This is a genomic window from Herbaspirillum sp. WKF16, assembly GCF_028993615.1.
Lineage (GTDB): Bacteria > Pseudomonadota > Gammaproteobacteria > Burkholderiales > Burkholderiaceae_D > Herbaspirillum.
The window spans coordinates 3,493,391-3,509,515 of the sequence record NZ_CP118632.1 but is presented as its reverse complement, the minus strand read 5'-3'; the positions used below and the strand labels follow the sequence as shown (position 1 = coordinate 3,509,515).

The 16,125-nt window shown below is 66.0% G+C and carries 15 protein-coding genes; 10 read left to right on the top strand and 5 right to left on the bottom strand.

The features are described 5' to 3' along the window. Positions 1-112 precede the first annotated feature (112 nt). The 3 genes from Herbaro_RS15895 to Herbaro_RS15885 form a co-directional block, all read right to left on the bottom strand. Positions 113-1,045: a LysR family transcriptional regulator gene (locus Herbaro_RS15895; protein ID WP_275010586.1), complete on the bottom strand. Its 933-nt coding sequence runs from the start codon at positions 1,043-1,045 to the stop codon at positions 113-115. 64 nt (positions 1,046-1,109) lie between these two features. Continuing rightward, complete coding sequence (locus Herbaro_RS15890; RefSeq protein ID WP_275010585.1) at positions 1,110-2,504, bottom strand: sensor histidine kinase; 1,395 nt, start codon at positions 2,502-2,504, stop codon at positions 1,110-1,112. Next, positions 2,497-3,168 carry a response regulator gene (locus Herbaro_RS15885; RefSeq protein WP_275010584.1) on the bottom strand — a complete coding sequence of 224 codons (672 nt, stop codon included), beginning with the start codon at positions 3,166-3,168 and terminating at the stop codon, positions 2,497-2,499. Before Herbaro_RS15885 ends, Herbaro_RS15890 begins: the two co-directional genes overlap by 8 nt. A gap of 147 nt (positions 3,169-3,315) precedes the next feature. On the opposite strand from Herbaro_RS15885, the gene Herbaro_RS15880 reads away from it, so the two are divergent. From Herbaro_RS15880 to mdtD, 5 genes are all read left to right on the top strand, one after another. Continuing rightward, a complete protein-coding gene (locus tag Herbaro_RS15880; RefSeq protein ID WP_275010583.1) occupies positions 3,316-4,362 on the top strand; it encodes an ABC transporter substrate-binding protein in 1,047 nt (348 codons plus the stop codon). An 85-nt stretch (positions 4,363-4,447) separates the two neighbouring features. Continuing rightward, a complete protein-coding gene (locus tag Herbaro_RS15875) occupies positions 4,448-5,464 on the top strand; it encodes an ABC transporter substrate-binding protein (RefSeq protein ID WP_275010582.1) in 1,017 nt (338 codons plus the stop codon). Between the two features lie 233 nt (positions 5,465-5,697). After that, positions 5,698-6,525, top strand: a complete 828-nt coding sequence (locus Herbaro_RS15870; RefSeq protein WP_275010581.1) for an ABC transporter ATP-binding protein — start codon at positions 5,698-5,700, stop codon at positions 6,523-6,525. 162 nt (positions 6,526-6,687) lie between these two features. Next, the gene (locus Herbaro_RS15865; protein WP_275010580.1) at positions 6,688-7,542 is read left to right on the top strand and encodes an ABC transporter permease; all 855 of its coding nucleotides are present in this window, start codon (positions 6,688-6,690) and stop codon (positions 7,540-7,542) included. Between the two features lie 128 nt (positions 7,543-7,670). Continuing rightward, on the top strand, positions 7,671-9,077 hold the full coding sequence (gene mdtD / locus Herbaro_RS15860; RefSeq protein WP_275010579.1) for a multidrug transporter subunit MdtD: 1,407 nt from the start codon (positions 7,671-7,673) through the stop codon (positions 9,075-9,077). A 54-nt stretch (positions 9,078-9,131) separates the two neighbouring features. Here mdtD and Herbaro_RS15855 read toward each other — a convergent pair whose 3' ends face one another. Both Herbaro_RS15855 and Herbaro_RS15850 read right to left on the bottom strand, forming a co-directional pair. After that, positions 9,132-9,818 (bottom strand): Fe2+-dependent dioxygenase, encoded by a 687-nt coding sequence (locus Herbaro_RS15855; RefSeq protein ID WP_275010578.1) that lies wholly within the window; start codon positions 9,816-9,818, stop codon positions 9,132-9,134. Positions 9,819-9,850: 32 nt separating this feature from the next. Beyond that, positions 9,851-12,079 (bottom strand): TonB-dependent receptor, encoded by a 2,229-nt coding sequence (locus Herbaro_RS15850; protein WP_275010577.1) that lies wholly within the window; start codon positions 12,077-12,079, stop codon positions 9,851-9,853. A 353-nt stretch (positions 12,080-12,432) separates the two neighbouring features. On the opposite strand from Herbaro_RS15850, the gene Herbaro_RS15845 reads away from it, so the two are divergent. The 5 genes from Herbaro_RS15845 (at position 12,433) to Herbaro_RS15825 (ending at position 16,023) form a co-directional block, all read left to right on the top strand. Next, positions 12,433-13,107, top strand: coding sequence for a response regulator transcription factor (locus Herbaro_RS15845; RefSeq protein ID WP_275010576.1), 675 nt, complete (start codon positions 12,433-12,435; stop codon positions 13,105-13,107). A 14-nt stretch (positions 13,108-13,121) separates the two neighbouring features. Continuing rightward, positions 13,122-14,492, top strand: a complete 1,371-nt coding sequence (locus tag Herbaro_RS15840) for a sensor histidine kinase (protein ID WP_275010575.1) — start codon at positions 13,122-13,124, stop codon at positions 14,490-14,492. A 120-nt stretch (positions 14,493-14,612) separates the two neighbouring features. Continuing rightward, complete coding sequence (locus Herbaro_RS15835) at positions 14,613-14,831, top strand: hypothetical protein (RefSeq protein ID WP_275010574.1); 219 nt, start codon at positions 14,613-14,615, stop codon at positions 14,829-14,831. Further along, complete coding sequence (locus Herbaro_RS15830) at positions 14,828-15,292, top strand: SecDF P1 head subdomain-containing protein (RefSeq protein WP_275010573.1); 465 nt, start codon at positions 14,828-14,830, stop codon at positions 15,290-15,292. The genes Herbaro_RS15835 and Herbaro_RS15830 overlap by 4 nt, the downstream gene beginning before the upstream one ends. Before the next feature lie 80 nt (positions 15,293-15,372). Continuing rightward, positions 15,373-16,023 (top strand): DUF1345 domain-containing protein, encoded by a 651-nt coding sequence (locus tag Herbaro_RS15825; RefSeq protein ID WP_275010572.1) that lies wholly within the window; start codon positions 15,373-15,375, stop codon positions 16,021-16,023. Positions 16,024-16,125 lie beyond the last annotated feature (102 nt).

Genomic DNA, 16,125 nt, shown 5'->3' with positions numbered 1-16,125 from the left:
GCGCCCATCGTAGGGGCGGCGCGCGGGGCCGTCCAATACAGAAATCTGTTCGGACAATCAGTTTTCGGCATGGCAGGAAAACGCCATGCGCGCGGCGAGGGCAGGGAGGGAGCTAGTCGTCCAGCCAGGTGGCGCCGGGCCACGCGCCCTGGGCCAGCTTGAGCTTGATCAGCGCGCGCAGCTCGGTGGCCGCGCAGCGCACCGCGATCGAGGCGCGGCGGGTGAGCGCCTGGGCCAGCACGATCTTGCGGTGCACCGCCTGCTTGGAAATCGGCGCGGCGGCGAAGCGGCCGGCGGCGACGTCGTCGAACACCGCCACCCCGGGCAGGATGGTGTAGCCGATGCCGGATTGCACCAGGCTCTTTTGCACGTTCATCGCATTGGTCTCGGCGATCACGTTCAAGTGCAGGTCGGCCAGCGAACAGGCGCGGTCCAGCAGCGAGCGCACGCCGTGCGGCAGCGCCGGCAGCACCAGCGGCAGCTCGGCCACCGCCGACAAGGCCAGCTCGCCGCCCAGCGACAGGTGCTTGTCGGGCAGGCCCAGCACGTAGAGGGTCTCGTCGACCAGCGGCACGGTCTCCAGCAGGGCCGAGGGTTTGGGTTCGTACATCAGCGCCAGGTCGACCTCGCCGTCTTCCAGCCATTGCTGCAGGTAACCGCCGAAGCCTACCGAGATGTTGACCGCCAGGCGCGGATACAGTTCGCGCAAATGCAGCACCAGGGACGCCGCCAGCAGGTCGCTGGTGCTGGGCAGGAGGCCGATGGTCACCGCGCCGCTGACGACATCGGGCGAAGGGGCGATCTCGGCCTTGGCCTGGTCCAGTTCGTGCAGCGCGCGGCGCGCGTGGTTGGCCAGGATCTTGCCCGCCTCGGTCAGGTCCATGCCGCGCCGGCCGCGTTCAAACAGCGGCGTGCCCACGTCTTCTTCCAGCAGGCGCAGCTGGCGCGATACGGCCGGTTGCACGATATGCAGCAGTTCGGCCGCGCGCGTGACGCTGCCGGTCTCGGCGATGGCCAGGAGGGCCCGCAGTTGCTTGACGTCCAATTTGTCTCCCTGAATGCCTACGGCGTGGCGTGGTTCGGATGTTCTTGTGCTTGTTGTCGCCAGTTTAACCCGGCAGGGCGGGCAGCCTCACGGTCGCCACCAGGCCGCTGCCTTCGGCCGGCGCCGCCAGCGCGATGCTGCCTTGCGAGGCCTGCACGATCTCGCGCACGATGGCCAGGCCCAGGCCGGAGCCCGGCTGGTCCGGCGCGGCGTTGCGGTAGAAACGCTCGAACACGCGCTCGCGCACCTCGGCCGGGATGCCGGGGCCGTTGTCGCTGACGGTGACGAGGAACTGGGCACTGCCGTCGTCCGCGCTTGCGCGCGCCAGTCCCACCGTCACCTTGCCGCCCTCCGGCGTGTAGCGCAGCGCATTGTCGATCAGGTTCATCAGCATGCCGGCCAGCTGCGCCTCGTTGCCGTTGACCATGGCGCGCTCCAGCTCGCTCTCCATGCCGAGGTCGATGCCTTTTTTCAGGGCCAGCCCGGCCAGCTCCTCCAGCACCGTGGCGGCCACCGCGAACAGGTCCACCGGCCCGCGCGGGAAGGCGCTGCTGTTGGAGGCTTCAGCCTGCGACAGCAGCAGCAGCTTGTTGGTGAGGTCGGTCATGTTGCGGCTACCGTCGTGCAGCGCCGCCAGCACCTGCGGCAGGCGCGCCGGGTCGTCCAGCTGGCGCGCGAACTGGATCTGCGAATCGATCACGGTGAGGGGCGTGCGCAGCTGGTGGGCGGCGTCGGCGACGAAGCGCTTTTGCACCGTCACCTGGGCGTTCAAGCGCTGGATGTACTGGTTGATCGCCTCGACGATGGGGCGCAGCTCCAGCTGCAACTGGCCGGCGCGCAGCGGCGAGAGCGAGTTGGGGTCGCGCGCGGCGAGTTCGTCCTTCACCGCCAGGATGGGGCGCAGTTCGATGGTCAGGCCCAGCACCACCAGCGCCACCGCCAACAGCAGCAGCACCAGCTGGCGCCGCAGCGAGGGTTGCCAGAGTTCTTCCAGCATTTGCTGGTGGCCCTGCATGGTCTGGCCCACCGAGACCGCCACCATGCGCAGCGTGCCTTCGTCGTAGAGCGCGCGGATATAGCTGACCACGCGCAACGGGCGGCCGTCGAAATCGGTAGTGGCGTAGGCCGGATGGAGGGCGGCGAAGTCAGGTTCGGCGGGGAAGTCGGGACGGCCGGCCAGCAAGGTCTCGTCGTCCATCAATACCTGGTAGTAGACCGCGTCCTGCGCCGGCGAAGCGAACATCTCCAGCGCCGCCGGCGGTATCGAGACCACCGGCGCGCCGTCCTGCCAGGTGACCTGGCCGGCGATCATGCGCGCCGAGGCGAGCAGGGCGCGATCCTGGATCAGGGTGGCGCTGGAGACCGCGTTGTCGTAGGCGTCGCTGGCCGAGAGGCCGACATAGACCGTCATCGGGATCAGCAGCCACAGCAGCAGCCGCAGGCGCAGGCTGTCAATCATCTTTCTGCTTGAGCAGGTAGCCCAGGCCGCGCAGGGTCATGATGGCGGCGCTGGAGGGTTCGAGCTTCTTGCGCAGGCGCGAGATGTAGATCTCGATGGCGTCCGCGCTCGGTTCTTCGGAGAGGCTGAAGATGCCCTTCATCAGCGCCGTCTTGGACACCGTCTTGCCTTGCTTGAGCATCAGGATCTCCAGCACGTCGTGCTCGCGCGCGGGCAGCGCCAGCAGGTTGCCGGCCACCGCGAACTGGCGCGTGTTGCTGTCGTAGACCAGGTCGCCGCAGTGGATCTCGGCCGCCTTGTCGGGCGTCTGGCGGCGGATCAGCACCTTGATGCGGGCCACCAGCTCGCGCACCTCGAAGGGCTTGACCAGGTAGTCGTCGGCGCCGGCGCCCAGGCATTCGACCTTCTCGTCGATCGAGCCGCTGGCCGTCAGGATCATCACCGGCACGCCGTTGTGGCGCTCGCGCAGGCGGCGCAGCACGTGCTTGCCGCCCAGTTTGGGCAGCATCAGGTCCAGCAGCACGACGTCGTAGTTTTCATCGCGCAGCACCTGGTCGGCGATCTCGCCGTCGGCGGCGATGTCGACGCTGAACTTGTGTTCCTTGAGGATCTGCTCCAGCCAATGGGCGAGCTGCGGGTTGTCTTCGATGAGGAGCAGTTTCATGCCAAAGTTTCAATTATTTTGTTGCGCTGCAAATAAAATAGCCGGTTTTTGGAAAGCTGGATGAAGGTTTCGGTTTCTTAGAATGGCCCCCACAAACCAGAAAAGTGAAGATGGCGCCAGACCATCCCACCAAAGGAGACAATCATAATGCGTCGCGACGCTCGTGTGTTCCACGCTTTCCCCCTTCGCCGTTCCCTGCTGGTCCTGGGCGCCACCGCCGTCACCGCCGCCGCCCTGTGCCTGGCCGCGCCGCAGGCGCGCGCCGCCGACAAGATCACCATCATGGTGGGCGGCATCAACAAGCTGATCTACCTGCCGCCCAAGCTGGCGGAGAACCTCGGCTACTTCAAGGAAGAAGGCCTGGAGGTCGAACTGCAGTCGCAGCCGGCCGGCGTGGACGCCGAGAACGAGCTGCTGGCCGGCGCCGTGCAGGCCGTGGTCGGCTACTACGATCACTCCATCGACCTGCAGAGCAAGGGCAAGGAAATCACCTCGATCACCCAGCTGCTGCTGGTGCCGGGCGGCATGGAAATGGTGCGCGCCGACCTCGCCGGCAGCGTCAGGAGCATGGCCGACCTCAAGGGCAAGACGCTGGGCGTGACCGGCCTGGGTTCGTCCTCCAGCTTCATCGCGCAATACCTGGCCAGCCGCGCCGGCCTGAAGTCGGGCGACTACTCGATGCTGCCGGTGGGGGCGGGCAATACGCTGATCGCCGCCTTCAAGCAAAAGCGCATCGACGTGGCCTGGACCACCGAGCCGACCACCTCCATCCTGCTGGCCTCGGGCGACGCCAAGGTGCTGGTCGACATGAGCAGCGTGGAAGGCACGCGCAGCGCGCTGGGCGGGCTGTATCCGGCCTCCAGCCTGTACGTGAACCGCGCCTGGATGAACAGCCACAAGGCCGAGTCGCAGAAGCTGGCGCGCGCCTTCGTCAAGACCCTGAAGTACATCCAGACCCATTCGGCCGACGAGATCGCTGACAAGATGCCCAAGGACTACTACGGCGGCAACAAGGCCATCTACGTACAGGCGCTCAAGGCCTCCATGCCGATGTATTCGCCCGACGGCAAGATGCCGGCCGGCGGCCCGGAGCAGGTGCTCAAGGTGATGGCCGGCTTCAACCCCAACATCAAGGGCAAGAACATCGACCTCTCCAAGACTTACACCAACGAGTTCGCGGACCAGGTCAAGTAAGCATCCGGGGACAGGCAAGCCTGTCGAAGAAGACATAAAATCCGCAGGCTTGGCCTGCACCGGCATCAACCCTCAGGAGACAAGAATGACCAACAACATGCGCCGTACCGTCCTTTCGCTGGCCGTGGCCGCCGCCGCGCTGGCGACGCTGCCGGGCCAGGCTTTCGCCGCCGACAGCAAGATCACCATCATGGTGGGCGGCATCAACAAGATGGTGTACCTGCCGGCCAAGCTGGCCGAGCAGCTGGGCTACTTCAAGGAAGAAGGCCTCAACGTCGAGCTGCAGTCGCAGCCGGCCGGCGTGGACGCCGAGAACGAACTGCTGGCCGGCGCCGTGCAGGCGGTGGTGGGCTTCTACGACCACTCCATCGACCTGCAGACCAAGGGCAAGGAAATCACCGCCATCACCATCCTCGGCCAGGTGCCGGGCGAGGTCGAGCTGGTGGGCACCAAGGCCGCCGCCAACTTCAAGAGCATGGCCGACGCCCGCGGCAAGACCCTGGGCGTGACCGGCCTGGGTTCGTCCACCAATTTCCTGACGCAATACCTGGCCTCGCGTCACGGCATCACCTCCAAGGAATTCTCGGTGCTGCCGGTGGGCGCCGACAATACCTTCATCGCCGCCATGAAGCAGGGCCGCATCGATGCCGGCATGACCACCGAGCCGACCGCTTCGCAGCTCCTCAAGACCGGCGACGCTCAGGTGCTGATCGACATGCGCACCGTGGAAGGCACAGTCAAGGCGCTGGGCGGCCTGTATCCGGCGTCCAGCGTGTACGTGCAGCGCAGCTGGCTCAACGGTCACAAGGACGACGCGCAAAAGCTGGCGCGCGCTTTCGTCAAGACGCTCAAGTTCATCAACACCCACAGCGCCGAACAGATCGCCGACAAGATGCCCAAGGACTACTACGGCAACAACAAGCCGCTGTACGTGCAGGCCCTGAACAATTCGCTGCCGATGTATTCGCCGGACGGCAAGATGCCCAAGGGCGGACCTGAAACCGTGCTGGCCGTGCTGTCGGGATTCAATCCCAACGTCAAGGGCAAGCATGTGGATTTGTCGAAGACCTACACCGACGAGTTTGTGAACCAGGTTAAATAAGTTTTCGATCGGGGCGGCATTGCAAGGCCGTTCCAAAGCGGCTGTCATCCCTGCGAAAGCAGGGATCCAGCGTCGTTGGCGGCGCCACCCAGGCCGAACGACACTGGGCCCCTGCTTTCGCAGGGGAGACGGTGCTCAAGTCAAAAGTAGTCAGTTTCATTACCAGGATATTTACCAGCCATGATGCGATTTCTCGCGTCAGGGGATCACTCAGCCCAGGAAAGACCAACACGATGAATGCGATCAACCAAAACGCCTTCGCCAAACCGGCCGGCGGCGCGCAAGAAACCCCCGCCATCGAACTGCGCAATGTCACTTGCCGCTTCATCACCGCCGACGGAAAGGCCACCGTGGCGCTGCGCGACTTTTCCATGAGCGTGGGACGCGGCGAGTTCGTGGCCGTGGTCGGCCCCACCGGTTGCGGCAAGTCGACCACGCTGTCGCTGATCACCGGCTTGCTGAAGCCGACCATGGGCGAGGTGCGCGTGATGGGCCAGCCGGTCAACGGCATCGACCCGCGCATCGGTTTCGTGTTCCAGAACGATGCCGTGTTCCCGTGGCGCAGCGTGCGCGAGAACGTCGCCGCCGGTCCCATGTTCCGCGGCAAGCCCAAGGAGCAGGCGCACCAGCTGGCCGATGAGTGGATCCGCCGCGTCGGCCTCGACAAGTTCGGCGACCATTATCCGCACCAGTTGTCGGGCGGTATGCGCAAGCGCGTGGCGCTGGCCCAGACCTTCATCAACAGCCCCGAGATCCTGCTGATGGACGAGCCGTTCTCGGCGCTGGACATGCAGACCCGCACGCTGATGCAGGACGAGCTGCTGCAGCTGTGGTCGGCCCATTCCGGTTCGGTGGTGTTCGTCACCCACGACCTGGAAGAAGCGATTGCGCTGGCCGATAAGGTCTACGTGCTGACCGCGCGTCCGGCCACCTTGAAGAGCGTCTACCCGATCGACCTGCCGCGTCCGCGCGTCATGGAAGAGGTGCGCTACGAGCAGCGCTTCATCGACATCTCGCGCAAGATCTGGAGCGATCTGCGCGAAGAAGTGCATATTGCGTGAGAACAATCCCTGCGCTGACTTCGATACGCGGCTGCGCCGCTACTCAGTCCGAACGGGTTCATGGATTGCGCTATCAGACCCGTTCACCCTGAGTAGCCGCATCGCGGCGCATCGAGGGCAGCGCGCAGGCAGAAAACCACACACCCAGAAACAGGTGAAGAAATGACACAAGCAAACATCACACAATCCGCCGCGACGATGGACATCGCCGCAGTAGAAGCCGAGGCGCAACGCAAGATCCGCGGACGGCGCAACCTGGTCATCGGCCTGCGCATCGCCATCCTGGTGGTGGTGCTGGGCGGCTGGGAACTGTTTTCCCGCATCGGCTGGATCGATCCCTTCTTCTTCTCGCAGCCCTCGCTGATCGTGATCCAGATCTATGACTGGATGGTCGAAGGCACCTCGCAGGGGCCGCTCTGGACCCAGGTGCTGGTGACGCTGGAAGAGACCGTGCTGGGCTTCCTGATCGGCTCGGTGGCGGGCGTGATCGCCGGCATCGTGCTGGGCCGCAACAAGCTGCTCTCCGACGTCTTCAGCCTCTACATTCAGATCGCCAACTCGATCCCGCGCGTGGTGCTGGGCTCGATCTTCGTGATCGCCTTCGGCCTGGGCATGGCTTCCAAGGTCGCGTTGGCGGTGGTGATGGTGTTCTTCGTGGTGTTCGCCAACGCCTTCCAGGGTGTGCGCGAAGCCGACCGCTACATGATCGCCAACGCCCAGATCCTGGGCGCCTCGCGCCGCCAGGTGACCACCGCGGTGGTGATCCCGTCGGCGCTGTCGTGGATCCTGGCCAGCCTGCACGTGAGCTTCGGCTTTGCGCTGGTGGGCGCGGTGGTGGGCGAGTTCCTGGGGTCCAAGCAAGGCATCGGCCTGCTGATCTCGACCGCGCAGGGTGCGTTCAACGCCAGCGGCGTGTTCGCTGCGATGATCGTGCTGGCGGTGGTGGCGCTGGCGGCGGACTGGCTGCTGCACGCGCTGGAGCGCCGCCTGCTGAAGTGGCGTCCGCAGGCGTTCTGATGCGCGCCGGCCAAACGCTTTAGAATAACGGCTACTGCTTCGAAGAAAGCAACACCATACGCGGGGACACAGAGGCAACAGGCTTTTGTGTCCCCGCCGCTTTTTCCGCGCCCGAATCTTTCCAGTCCATGTCCGCCCAACGCCCCGACCAGCTCTCAGAACCTTCCGCCAAGCCTTCCGATCTCTCGCAGCGCGCGCTGCTTTGGATCGTCGCCTCAGGCTTCTTCATGCAGACGCTGGACACCACCATCGTCAACACCGCGCTGCCGGCGATGGCGCACAGCCTGGGCGAGCCGGTCCTGAACATGCACCCGGTGGTGGTGGCCTATACCCTGACCATGGCTTCGCTCACGCCGGCCTCGGGCTGGCTGGCCGACCGCTTCGGCACGCGCAAGATGTACTTCGCCACCATCCTGGTGTTCGTGATCGGCTCCATCCTGTGCGCCACGGCGCACACGCTGCCGCAGCTGCTGGCGGCGCGCGTGGTGCAGGGCATCGGCGGCTCCATGCTGCTGCCGGTGGGACGGCTGGCCGTGCTGCGCAGCGTGCCCGGCGCGCAGTACATCGCGGCGCTGGCCTCGATCTCGATTGCCGGACAGCTGGGGCCGGTGGTCGGGCCGGTGCTGGGCGGCTGGCTGGTGGAGAGCCTGTCGTGGCACTGGATCTTCCTGATCAACGTGCCCATCGGCACGGTCGGCATGCTGGCCGTGCTGCGCTACCTGTCCAACGACCTGCTGCCGGCCGCGCCCAGGTTCGACGTGCTGGGCTGCGCCTTGCTGTCGGGCTGCATGGTGGCTTTCTCGCTGGCGCTGGATGTGCCTGTCGATGAGCGCCGCGGCGCCTGGAGCGCGGCGCTGTTCGCGCTGGCGGCGCTGGCGGTGTGGCTGTACTGGCTGCATGCGCGCCGCCACGAGCGGCCGCTGTTTCGCCTGGGCCTTTTCAAGGAACCCAACTTCAGCATCGGCCTGGCCGGCAACCTGGTGTGCCGCATCGGCTCCTCGGCCGTGCCCTTCCTGCTGCCGTTGCTGTTGCAGGTGCGGCTGGGATACTCGCCGCTGCACGCCGGCCTGGTGCTGCTGCCGGCGGCCATCTCCGGCACCATCGCCAAGCCGTGGATCGCGCCGCTGGTCAAGCGCTACGGCTACGATAATTTCCTGCTGGTCAACACCATCCTGGTGGGCGGTTCCATCGTCTCCTTCGCGCTGATCACGCCTGACTGGCCGATCGCGGCAGGCATCGTCCAGCTGTCGGTGTTCGGCGCGGCCAATTCGATGCAGTTCGCGGCGATGAACAGCGTCACCCTGAAGGGCCTGGACAAGAGCGATGCCGGCAGCGGCAACAGCCTGTTCTCGATGGTGCAGATGCTGGCCATCGGCCTGGGCGTGACCATCGGCGGCACGCTGGTGAACCTGTTCAAGGATGACGCGGGCGCGGCCACCAGCTTCAGCTTCCAGGTGACCTTCGCGATCGTGGGTGTGATCACGCTGGTCTCGGCCTGGGTGTTTCGCAAGATGGATCCGCGCTACTTCAAGTAAGGGCCGTAAAAAAAGCCGCTTCCAGGGAAGCGGCTTGTGTCGGTGCCGGCCGGCTCAGGTGTCGCTCCATTGCCGCAGCAGGTTGTGGTAGCAGCCCACCAGCGTGCGTCGCGCCACGGCGTCGGCATCGGTCTGGTTCAGGCGCTGGATGGCGTTGTCCATGTCGAACAGCATGCTGCGCCGGCCGTCGTCGCGCACCAGGCTTTGTATCCAGAAGAAGCAACCCACGCGCACGCCGCGCGTCACCGGCGTGACGGTGTGCAGGCTGGTGGCCGGGTACAGCACCAGGTCGCCGGCGTCGAGCTTGACCTTATGCGAGCCGTAAGTGTCGTCTATCTGCAATTCTCCGCCGTCGTAGTCCGACGCATCCGCCAGGAACAGGGTGCCCGAGACATCGGTGCGCAGCTTGCGGCCATTGTGCGGGTGGATGCGCACGCTGCCGTCGACATGGGCGCCGAAGGTCATGCCCTCGCCGTAGCGATTGAACATGGGCGGATAGATCAGGTTGGGCAGGGCGGCGCTGATGAAGCGCGGATGGCGTTCCAGCGCGCCGACGATGATGCGCTGGCATTGCAGCGCCACCTCGGAACGTTCGTCGATCTGCTGGTTGAACTTCACCGGCGCGCCCTGGTAGCCGGCGCTCACGCGGCCGTCCACCCAGGCTTCTCCCGCCCCGTCCAGCAGCCGGCGCACGGCCTTGACCTGTTCGCCGTCGAGCAGTCTGGGAATGGTGATGAGCATGGGTGGACGTCCTCGTTAAGCCTGGTTGTCGCTTACATGCGGTAGTTGACCGACAGCATCGCGGTGCGGCCCGTGCCTGGCACCGACCGGCCGCCGTCCGACTGGATCAGCGCATCGTAATACATCTTGTTGGTCAGGTTGAACAGGTTCAGGCGGATGTCGTAGGCCTTCTGGGTGTAGGCCACCGTGGCATCCCAGCGGGTGTAGCCGCCGACCTGGATGGTGTTGGTCTGGTTGACGAAGCGCTGCGACATGTAGGTGGCGCCGCCGCCGACCTGCCAGTGCGGCATGAAGTCGTAGGTGGTCCAGGTGGTCAGGGTGTGCTTGGGCGTGTTGCTGGGGATCATGCCGACCGTGGTGTCGCCGGCGGCGCCGCCGATCACCTTGGCGTCCAGGTAGGTGTAGTTGGCGGCCACTTGCCAGTCGCGGGTGATGCGGCCGGTGGCGCCGGCGCGCGCGCCGTTGACCCGCACCGTGCCCTGCAGCTCGTAGACGCCGGCGCTGACCTGGCTGCGCGCATTCTCCTTGGTGATCTGGAAGGCGGCGGCGTTCAGGGCCAGGCCTTGCGCCACGTCCCACTTGCCGCCGACTTCATAGGAGCGGTTCTTTTCCGGATCGAGGTTCTGCTGGCCGGCGGTGCCGGTCAACTGCTCCAGCGAGGGATTGAACGAGGTGCCGTAGGAGACGTAATAGGATTGCGCCGAGCTCGGCTCCCAGATCAGGCCCGAGCGCACCGACAGGAAGTTCACCGTCTGGTTGGCCGAGGCCAGGTTGGTGTTCTTGGCCACAGCGGGCGTGTTGCCCGAGTTCAGCGAGTTGGTGATGCTGGCGATGTAGCGATCGAAGCGCAGGCCGGCCACCGCCTTGAACTGCTTGCTCAACTCCAGCGTATCGCCGAAATAGGTGGCGATGGTGTTGGCGCTGCCGCCCTGGCGGTTGCCGGCGACGTCGGGCACGCTGGCGCCGGCGGCGCTGTAGGTCGGGTTCAGCACCGGGATGCAGTCGTTGAAGCCGCTGGTGGGCGTGGCCGCGCCGGTCAGGGCGACGCCGTTGCAGCTGCCGTTGCGGTAGTAGGTCTGGTTGTCGTAGCCGTCGTGGCCGACTTCCAGCCCGACCAGGAAGTCATGCTTGATGCCGCCGGTGCTGAACTTGGCCGACAGCTCGGTCTGGTTGTAGATCGAGTAGTCGTGGATGTCGCGGTCGTGGCTTTGCGTGCGCACGAACAGGCTCGACAGCGGCAGGTTGCTGCTGGCGTTGGTCAGCGCCGTGAAGCCGGCGCCGGAGACGGTGCCGATGGTATTGGGCGCGGTCTCGATGGCGTTGGTGTGGACGTAGTTGAACTGGGTCTGGTTGCGCAGCGTCACGTCCGGCGCGATCTTGTGCTTGATGCCGGCGTTGAGCGAGAACACATCCTGGTCGGTGCGGTCGCTGTTCAGGCCATAGGCGGTGTCGCGGTCGACGCCGACGGGATGGCCGTTGAGCGGCGGCAGGCCGTAGTCGGGCTGGTCGTGGTTGTGCTGGATCAGGGCCGACAGCGTGATCTCGGTCGGGGTGCCGATGCCGTGCACGTAGGAGCCGGCCAGGCCGAAGTCCTGCACATTGGTCTGGTTGCGGGTGCTGGCGGCGCCGTCCTGCACCATCGCCTCGATGCGCATGGCCGAGGTATCCGACAGCTTGTGGTTGTAGTCGGCAGTGGTGCGCACCAGGCCGTTGCTGGTGACCGAGGCCGAGACCTCGGTGGCGTCCTTCAGGTTGGCCTTCTTGCTGACCTGGTTGATGATGCCGCCGGTCGAACCGCGGCCGAACAGCATCGACGACGGCCCCATCAGCACTTCGATCTCATCCATGGCGAAGGTGTCGCGGTAGTACTGGCCGCGGTCGCGGAAGCCGTCCAGGTAGATGTCGGTGCGGGCCGAGAAGCCGTTCAGGTTGATGTTGTTGCCGATCTGGCCGCCCTCGGCGCCGCCCAGCGTGATGCCGGAGACGTTGCGCAGGGCGTCCGACAGCGAGGCCACGCCTTGCGACTGCATCTGCGCCTTGTTGACCACCGTAATCGATTGCGGCACGTCGTGCAGGTCGGCGGGGAGCTTGGTGAGCGCGGTGGGGCCGGATGCGAAATCGTCGCGCCGGCCTTCGACCGTGACGGGCGCCAGCTGGCCGGCGGCGTCGGCATTGTTGGAATTGGCCTGTTGCGCATGCAGCGGCAAAGGCGCGGCGAACGCTGCGACCAGCGCAGCGGCAATCGGAGTGAGACGGTTCATTTTTAAGGTCTTTTATATGGAGTTGGCGCGGAAGGGGAAACCCGCTGCGGGAGCGGGAAATCCTTTGGCTGGCTATCCGTCCGTGTTCTGACCGTGTGGCTGGCGTAAGCGGTTCTACTGCGGCTGTTCGTAATGAGGTGGATTCTCATTCTCGCAACCCCGACAGAGTAAAATCGCCGGCTGACGAAGTCCTGTCGGAGTGCTGACAAAGGGCTGACTGTGACAAAAATGAAACGCTTTGCAAGGCGCCCGATGCTCCTCGGGCAAGCCCCGATTTGCAGCAATCCCGGCGCTGCAATACGATGCTTCGGTTCGCAGATTTTTTTGCGCCGTTTTTCTCTGATGAAGTCCCTATGAACGTTCTGCTGGTCGAAGACGACCCGGTGCTCACCGACGGTCTTTCGCGCGTCCTCAACTCCCACGGGTTCACCGTGCACACCGTCAACAACGGGCTCGACGCGCTCTCGCAGCCGATGCTGCAGCGTTTCAACGCCTCGGTGCTGGTGCTCGACATCGGCCTGCCCGGCATCGACGGCTTCGAGGTGTTGCGCCGCATGCGCGCCACCGGCAACAATACCCCGGTGCTGCTGCTGACCGCGCGCGACACCATTCCCGACCGCGTGCACGGCCTGGAGCTGGGCGCCGACGACTACCTGGTCAAGCCCTTCGCCACGCCGGAGCTGGTGGCGCGCATCAAGGCCCTGATCCGCCGCAGCGCGCCGCAGCCGGCGCAACTGACCGTGGGCGGGCTGTCGCTGGACAACGCCACCAAGCGCGCCGAGATCGACGGCCGCAAGATCGAGCTCTCGCTGCGCGAATGGACGGTGCTGGAATACCTGATGCAGCACGCTTCGCGCGTGGTCTCCAAGCAGCAGATCATCGACGCCGTGCTGCCCTGGGGCGAGGACTTCACCATCAACGCGGTGGAAGTGTATGTCTCCCGCATCCGTCTGAAGATCGCCGATTCCGGCGTCGCCATCCGCACCATCCGCGGCTTCGGCTACATGCTCGAGAAGAGCGACAGCTGATCCGGCCGGCCCGCATGCCCGTCTCGCATTCCAGCATCCGGCGCGACCTGCTCAAGTGGCTGATCGCGCCGCTGCTGCTGATCAACCTGATCGGCGCCGGCCTGACCTACTGGCTGGCGTGGCTGCCGGCCCAGCACGCCTTCGACCAGAACCTGATGGATTCCACCTGGGGCCTGTACGCCCAGGTTCGCCACCGCCAGGAGCGCACCACCGCCGAGCTGACCCAGCAGGCCGAGCAGATCCTGCGCAGCAACCATTCCGACACCACTTTCTTCGCCGTGCGCGACACCAGCGGCCAGATCGTGGTGGGCGACCGCGGTTTCCCGCCGCTGCCCGAGAGCGATGTCTTCGAACGTCCCATCAACTATGACGCCGAGATGCGCGGGGAGCCGGTGCGCATCGCCGCGCTGCAGGTGCAGGTCAAGAACGGCGTCATCTCGGTCGCAGTGGCCGAGACGGTGCGCAAGCGCGACCGCGCGCACTACACCATCCTGCTGTCCTTCCTGGCGCTGGACGGCATCATCACCTTCGTCTCCATCAGCGCGGTGCTGGTGGCGGTGCGGCGCGGCCTGCGTCCGTTGAAGACGCTGCAGCGCAACCTGGAGCAGCGCGGCCACGGCAAGCTGGGCGCCATCGACAGCGCCGGCTCCTCGGTGGAGCTGCAGCCGCTGATCGTGGCCATGAACGAGCTGATGGCGCGCATCAGCAAGGGCGAGCAGGCGCAGCAGAATTTCCTGGCCGACGTCGCGCACCAGTTGCGCACGCCGTTGACCGGCCTGAAGCTGCAGCTGGAGCTGCTGCACGACAAGCACCAGGGCCAGCCCGACACCGCGCGCTCGCTGGCGATGATGAATTCCTCGGTCGAACGCATGATCCGCCAGAGCCGTCAGCTGCTGGCGCTGGCGCGTTCCGAGCCGGGCCTGTTCGAGCAGCGCAAGCTGGAAGACCTGTCGCTGGACGAGCTGGTCAGCGAATCGGTGCAGCACTTCATCGAGGAGGCCGACAAGAAGCAGATCGACCTCGGCTTCGACCTGCGCAGCGGGCGCATGCGCGGCGACCGTTTCCTGCTGCGCGATCTGATCGACAACCTGATCGACAACGCGGTGCGCTACTCGCCGCCGCACAGCACCGTCACCGTGCGCTGCCAGGAAGAGGCGGACGCCACCCTGCTGGCGGTCGAGGACTCGGGGCCGGGCATCGCGCCGGAGCACCGCGAGCTGATCTTCGACCGCTTCTACCGCGCCAACGACAAGGTGGCCGGCAGCGGCCTGGGACTGGCCATCGTGCGCGAGATCGCCCATGACCACGGCGGCGTGATCAGCCTGGACTGCGGCCGCGAAGGGCAGGGCACGGTCTTCACCGTGCGCTTCCCGCTGGCGGCCTGAGCGACTTCGACCTCCCCGGCAGATTTCCGCCGGGAAAAATTTCTTCCCTTTCACGCCACGAACCTCGTGCGCAGGGCAGTGTCCAACCGGCTCGATCGTGACCACGACACCGGAGGCAGCATGACGGACAAGGTTTTGCAAAGCGGCACCCACATCGCCCGTTTCGACGCGGTTCAACAACCGGACGACAGTTTCGAGGCCCAGGTCTTCGTGCGCCTGGCGCGCGAGCCCGAGATCGCCGAGACCTATATCCCGGCCGGGATCTTCCCAACCGAGCAGGAAGCGCTGGAGGGCGCGCGCGAACGGGCGCAGCGGGCCTTGAAGGAGCATGAATTTTGAACGCCCGCACCCTGCTGGCGGCAGCGGCGGCCCTGGTTGCGCTGGCCGGTTGCGCCGGCACCGGCGCGCCGGCGCCATCGCAGGCCTTTGAGCTGCGCGGCGCCAGCACGGCGCCGGCCGAGGGCTGGACCAGGGCCGAGAACAGCGACATTCCCGGCAGCGTGGTCTACCTGGCGCCGCGCGCGCTGGTGAACGCCGCCGACGTGCAGCGCGCCAGCGCCCAGAAGGACGCCGCCGGCCGCGCCATCCTGATCGTGCAGTTCTCGCCGGCCGGCAGCGCCAAGCTGGCCGCCGGCACGCGCGAGCTGCGCGGGCGCCAGCTGGCGGCGGTGGTGGAGGGGCGGGTGACCAACATGGCCACCGTGCAGGAACCGATGACCATCAACACCATGGCGCTGACCGGCTTCGCCAGCTTCGATGAGGCGACCCGCGTGGCGCACCGCATCTCTTCGGGCAAGTGAACGCCGCGCGGCGGGGGCGCCGAAGCATGCTATGTTTCGGCATTCCCGCCGCGCGCGTCATCCATCCATATAAATAGAACATGTCCGTCGCCCGCCACATCGTCCAGGTTCATCCGCGCCTGTTGATCGCCATTGCCGTCGGCATTGCCGCCGGTCTCTTCATTCCTGTCGGGTCGTGGGTGACCCAGTGCCTGGTCGGCTGGAACGCCGGGGTCTGGACTTACCTGCTGAGCATCTGGCTGATGATGTACAGCGCCGACGCGCAGGACGCCAAGCGGCTGGCGGAAACCGAGGACGAGAGCGCGCAACTGGTGCTGGGCATGGTGTGCGTGGCGGCCATCGCCAGCCTGGTGGCGATCCTGCTGGAACTGGCCGGCCATGACGACGGCGGCCGCCTGTGGCGCTACGCCTGCACCGCGGCCACGGTGTTCGGTTCATGGCTGCTGATCGGCACCATCTTCACGCTGCACTACGCCCGCCTGTTCTACGCCGATGACGACGATCCCAAGGCCCTGCCGCTGCGCTTCGCCGACGGCCAGACTACGCCCGACTACTGGGACTTCCTGTATTTCGCCTTCACCATCAGCGTCGCCGTGCAGACCTCGGACGTCGGCGTGGCCACCCGCGCGATGCGCAAGGCGGTGCTGGCGCACTCGCTGATCTGCTTCGTCTTCAACGCCGCCATCATCGGCTTGTCGATCAACGTCGCCGCCGGCCTGGCGGGCAACTGAGCGGGGCAGCAGGGCCGGGGTGAACCGGCGCCCGGCTTTCCTGTCACAAGCCGGGTCCGGGCGCCGCGAACGGGGGCTCCGGCGATAGTGATGCCAAAGTAT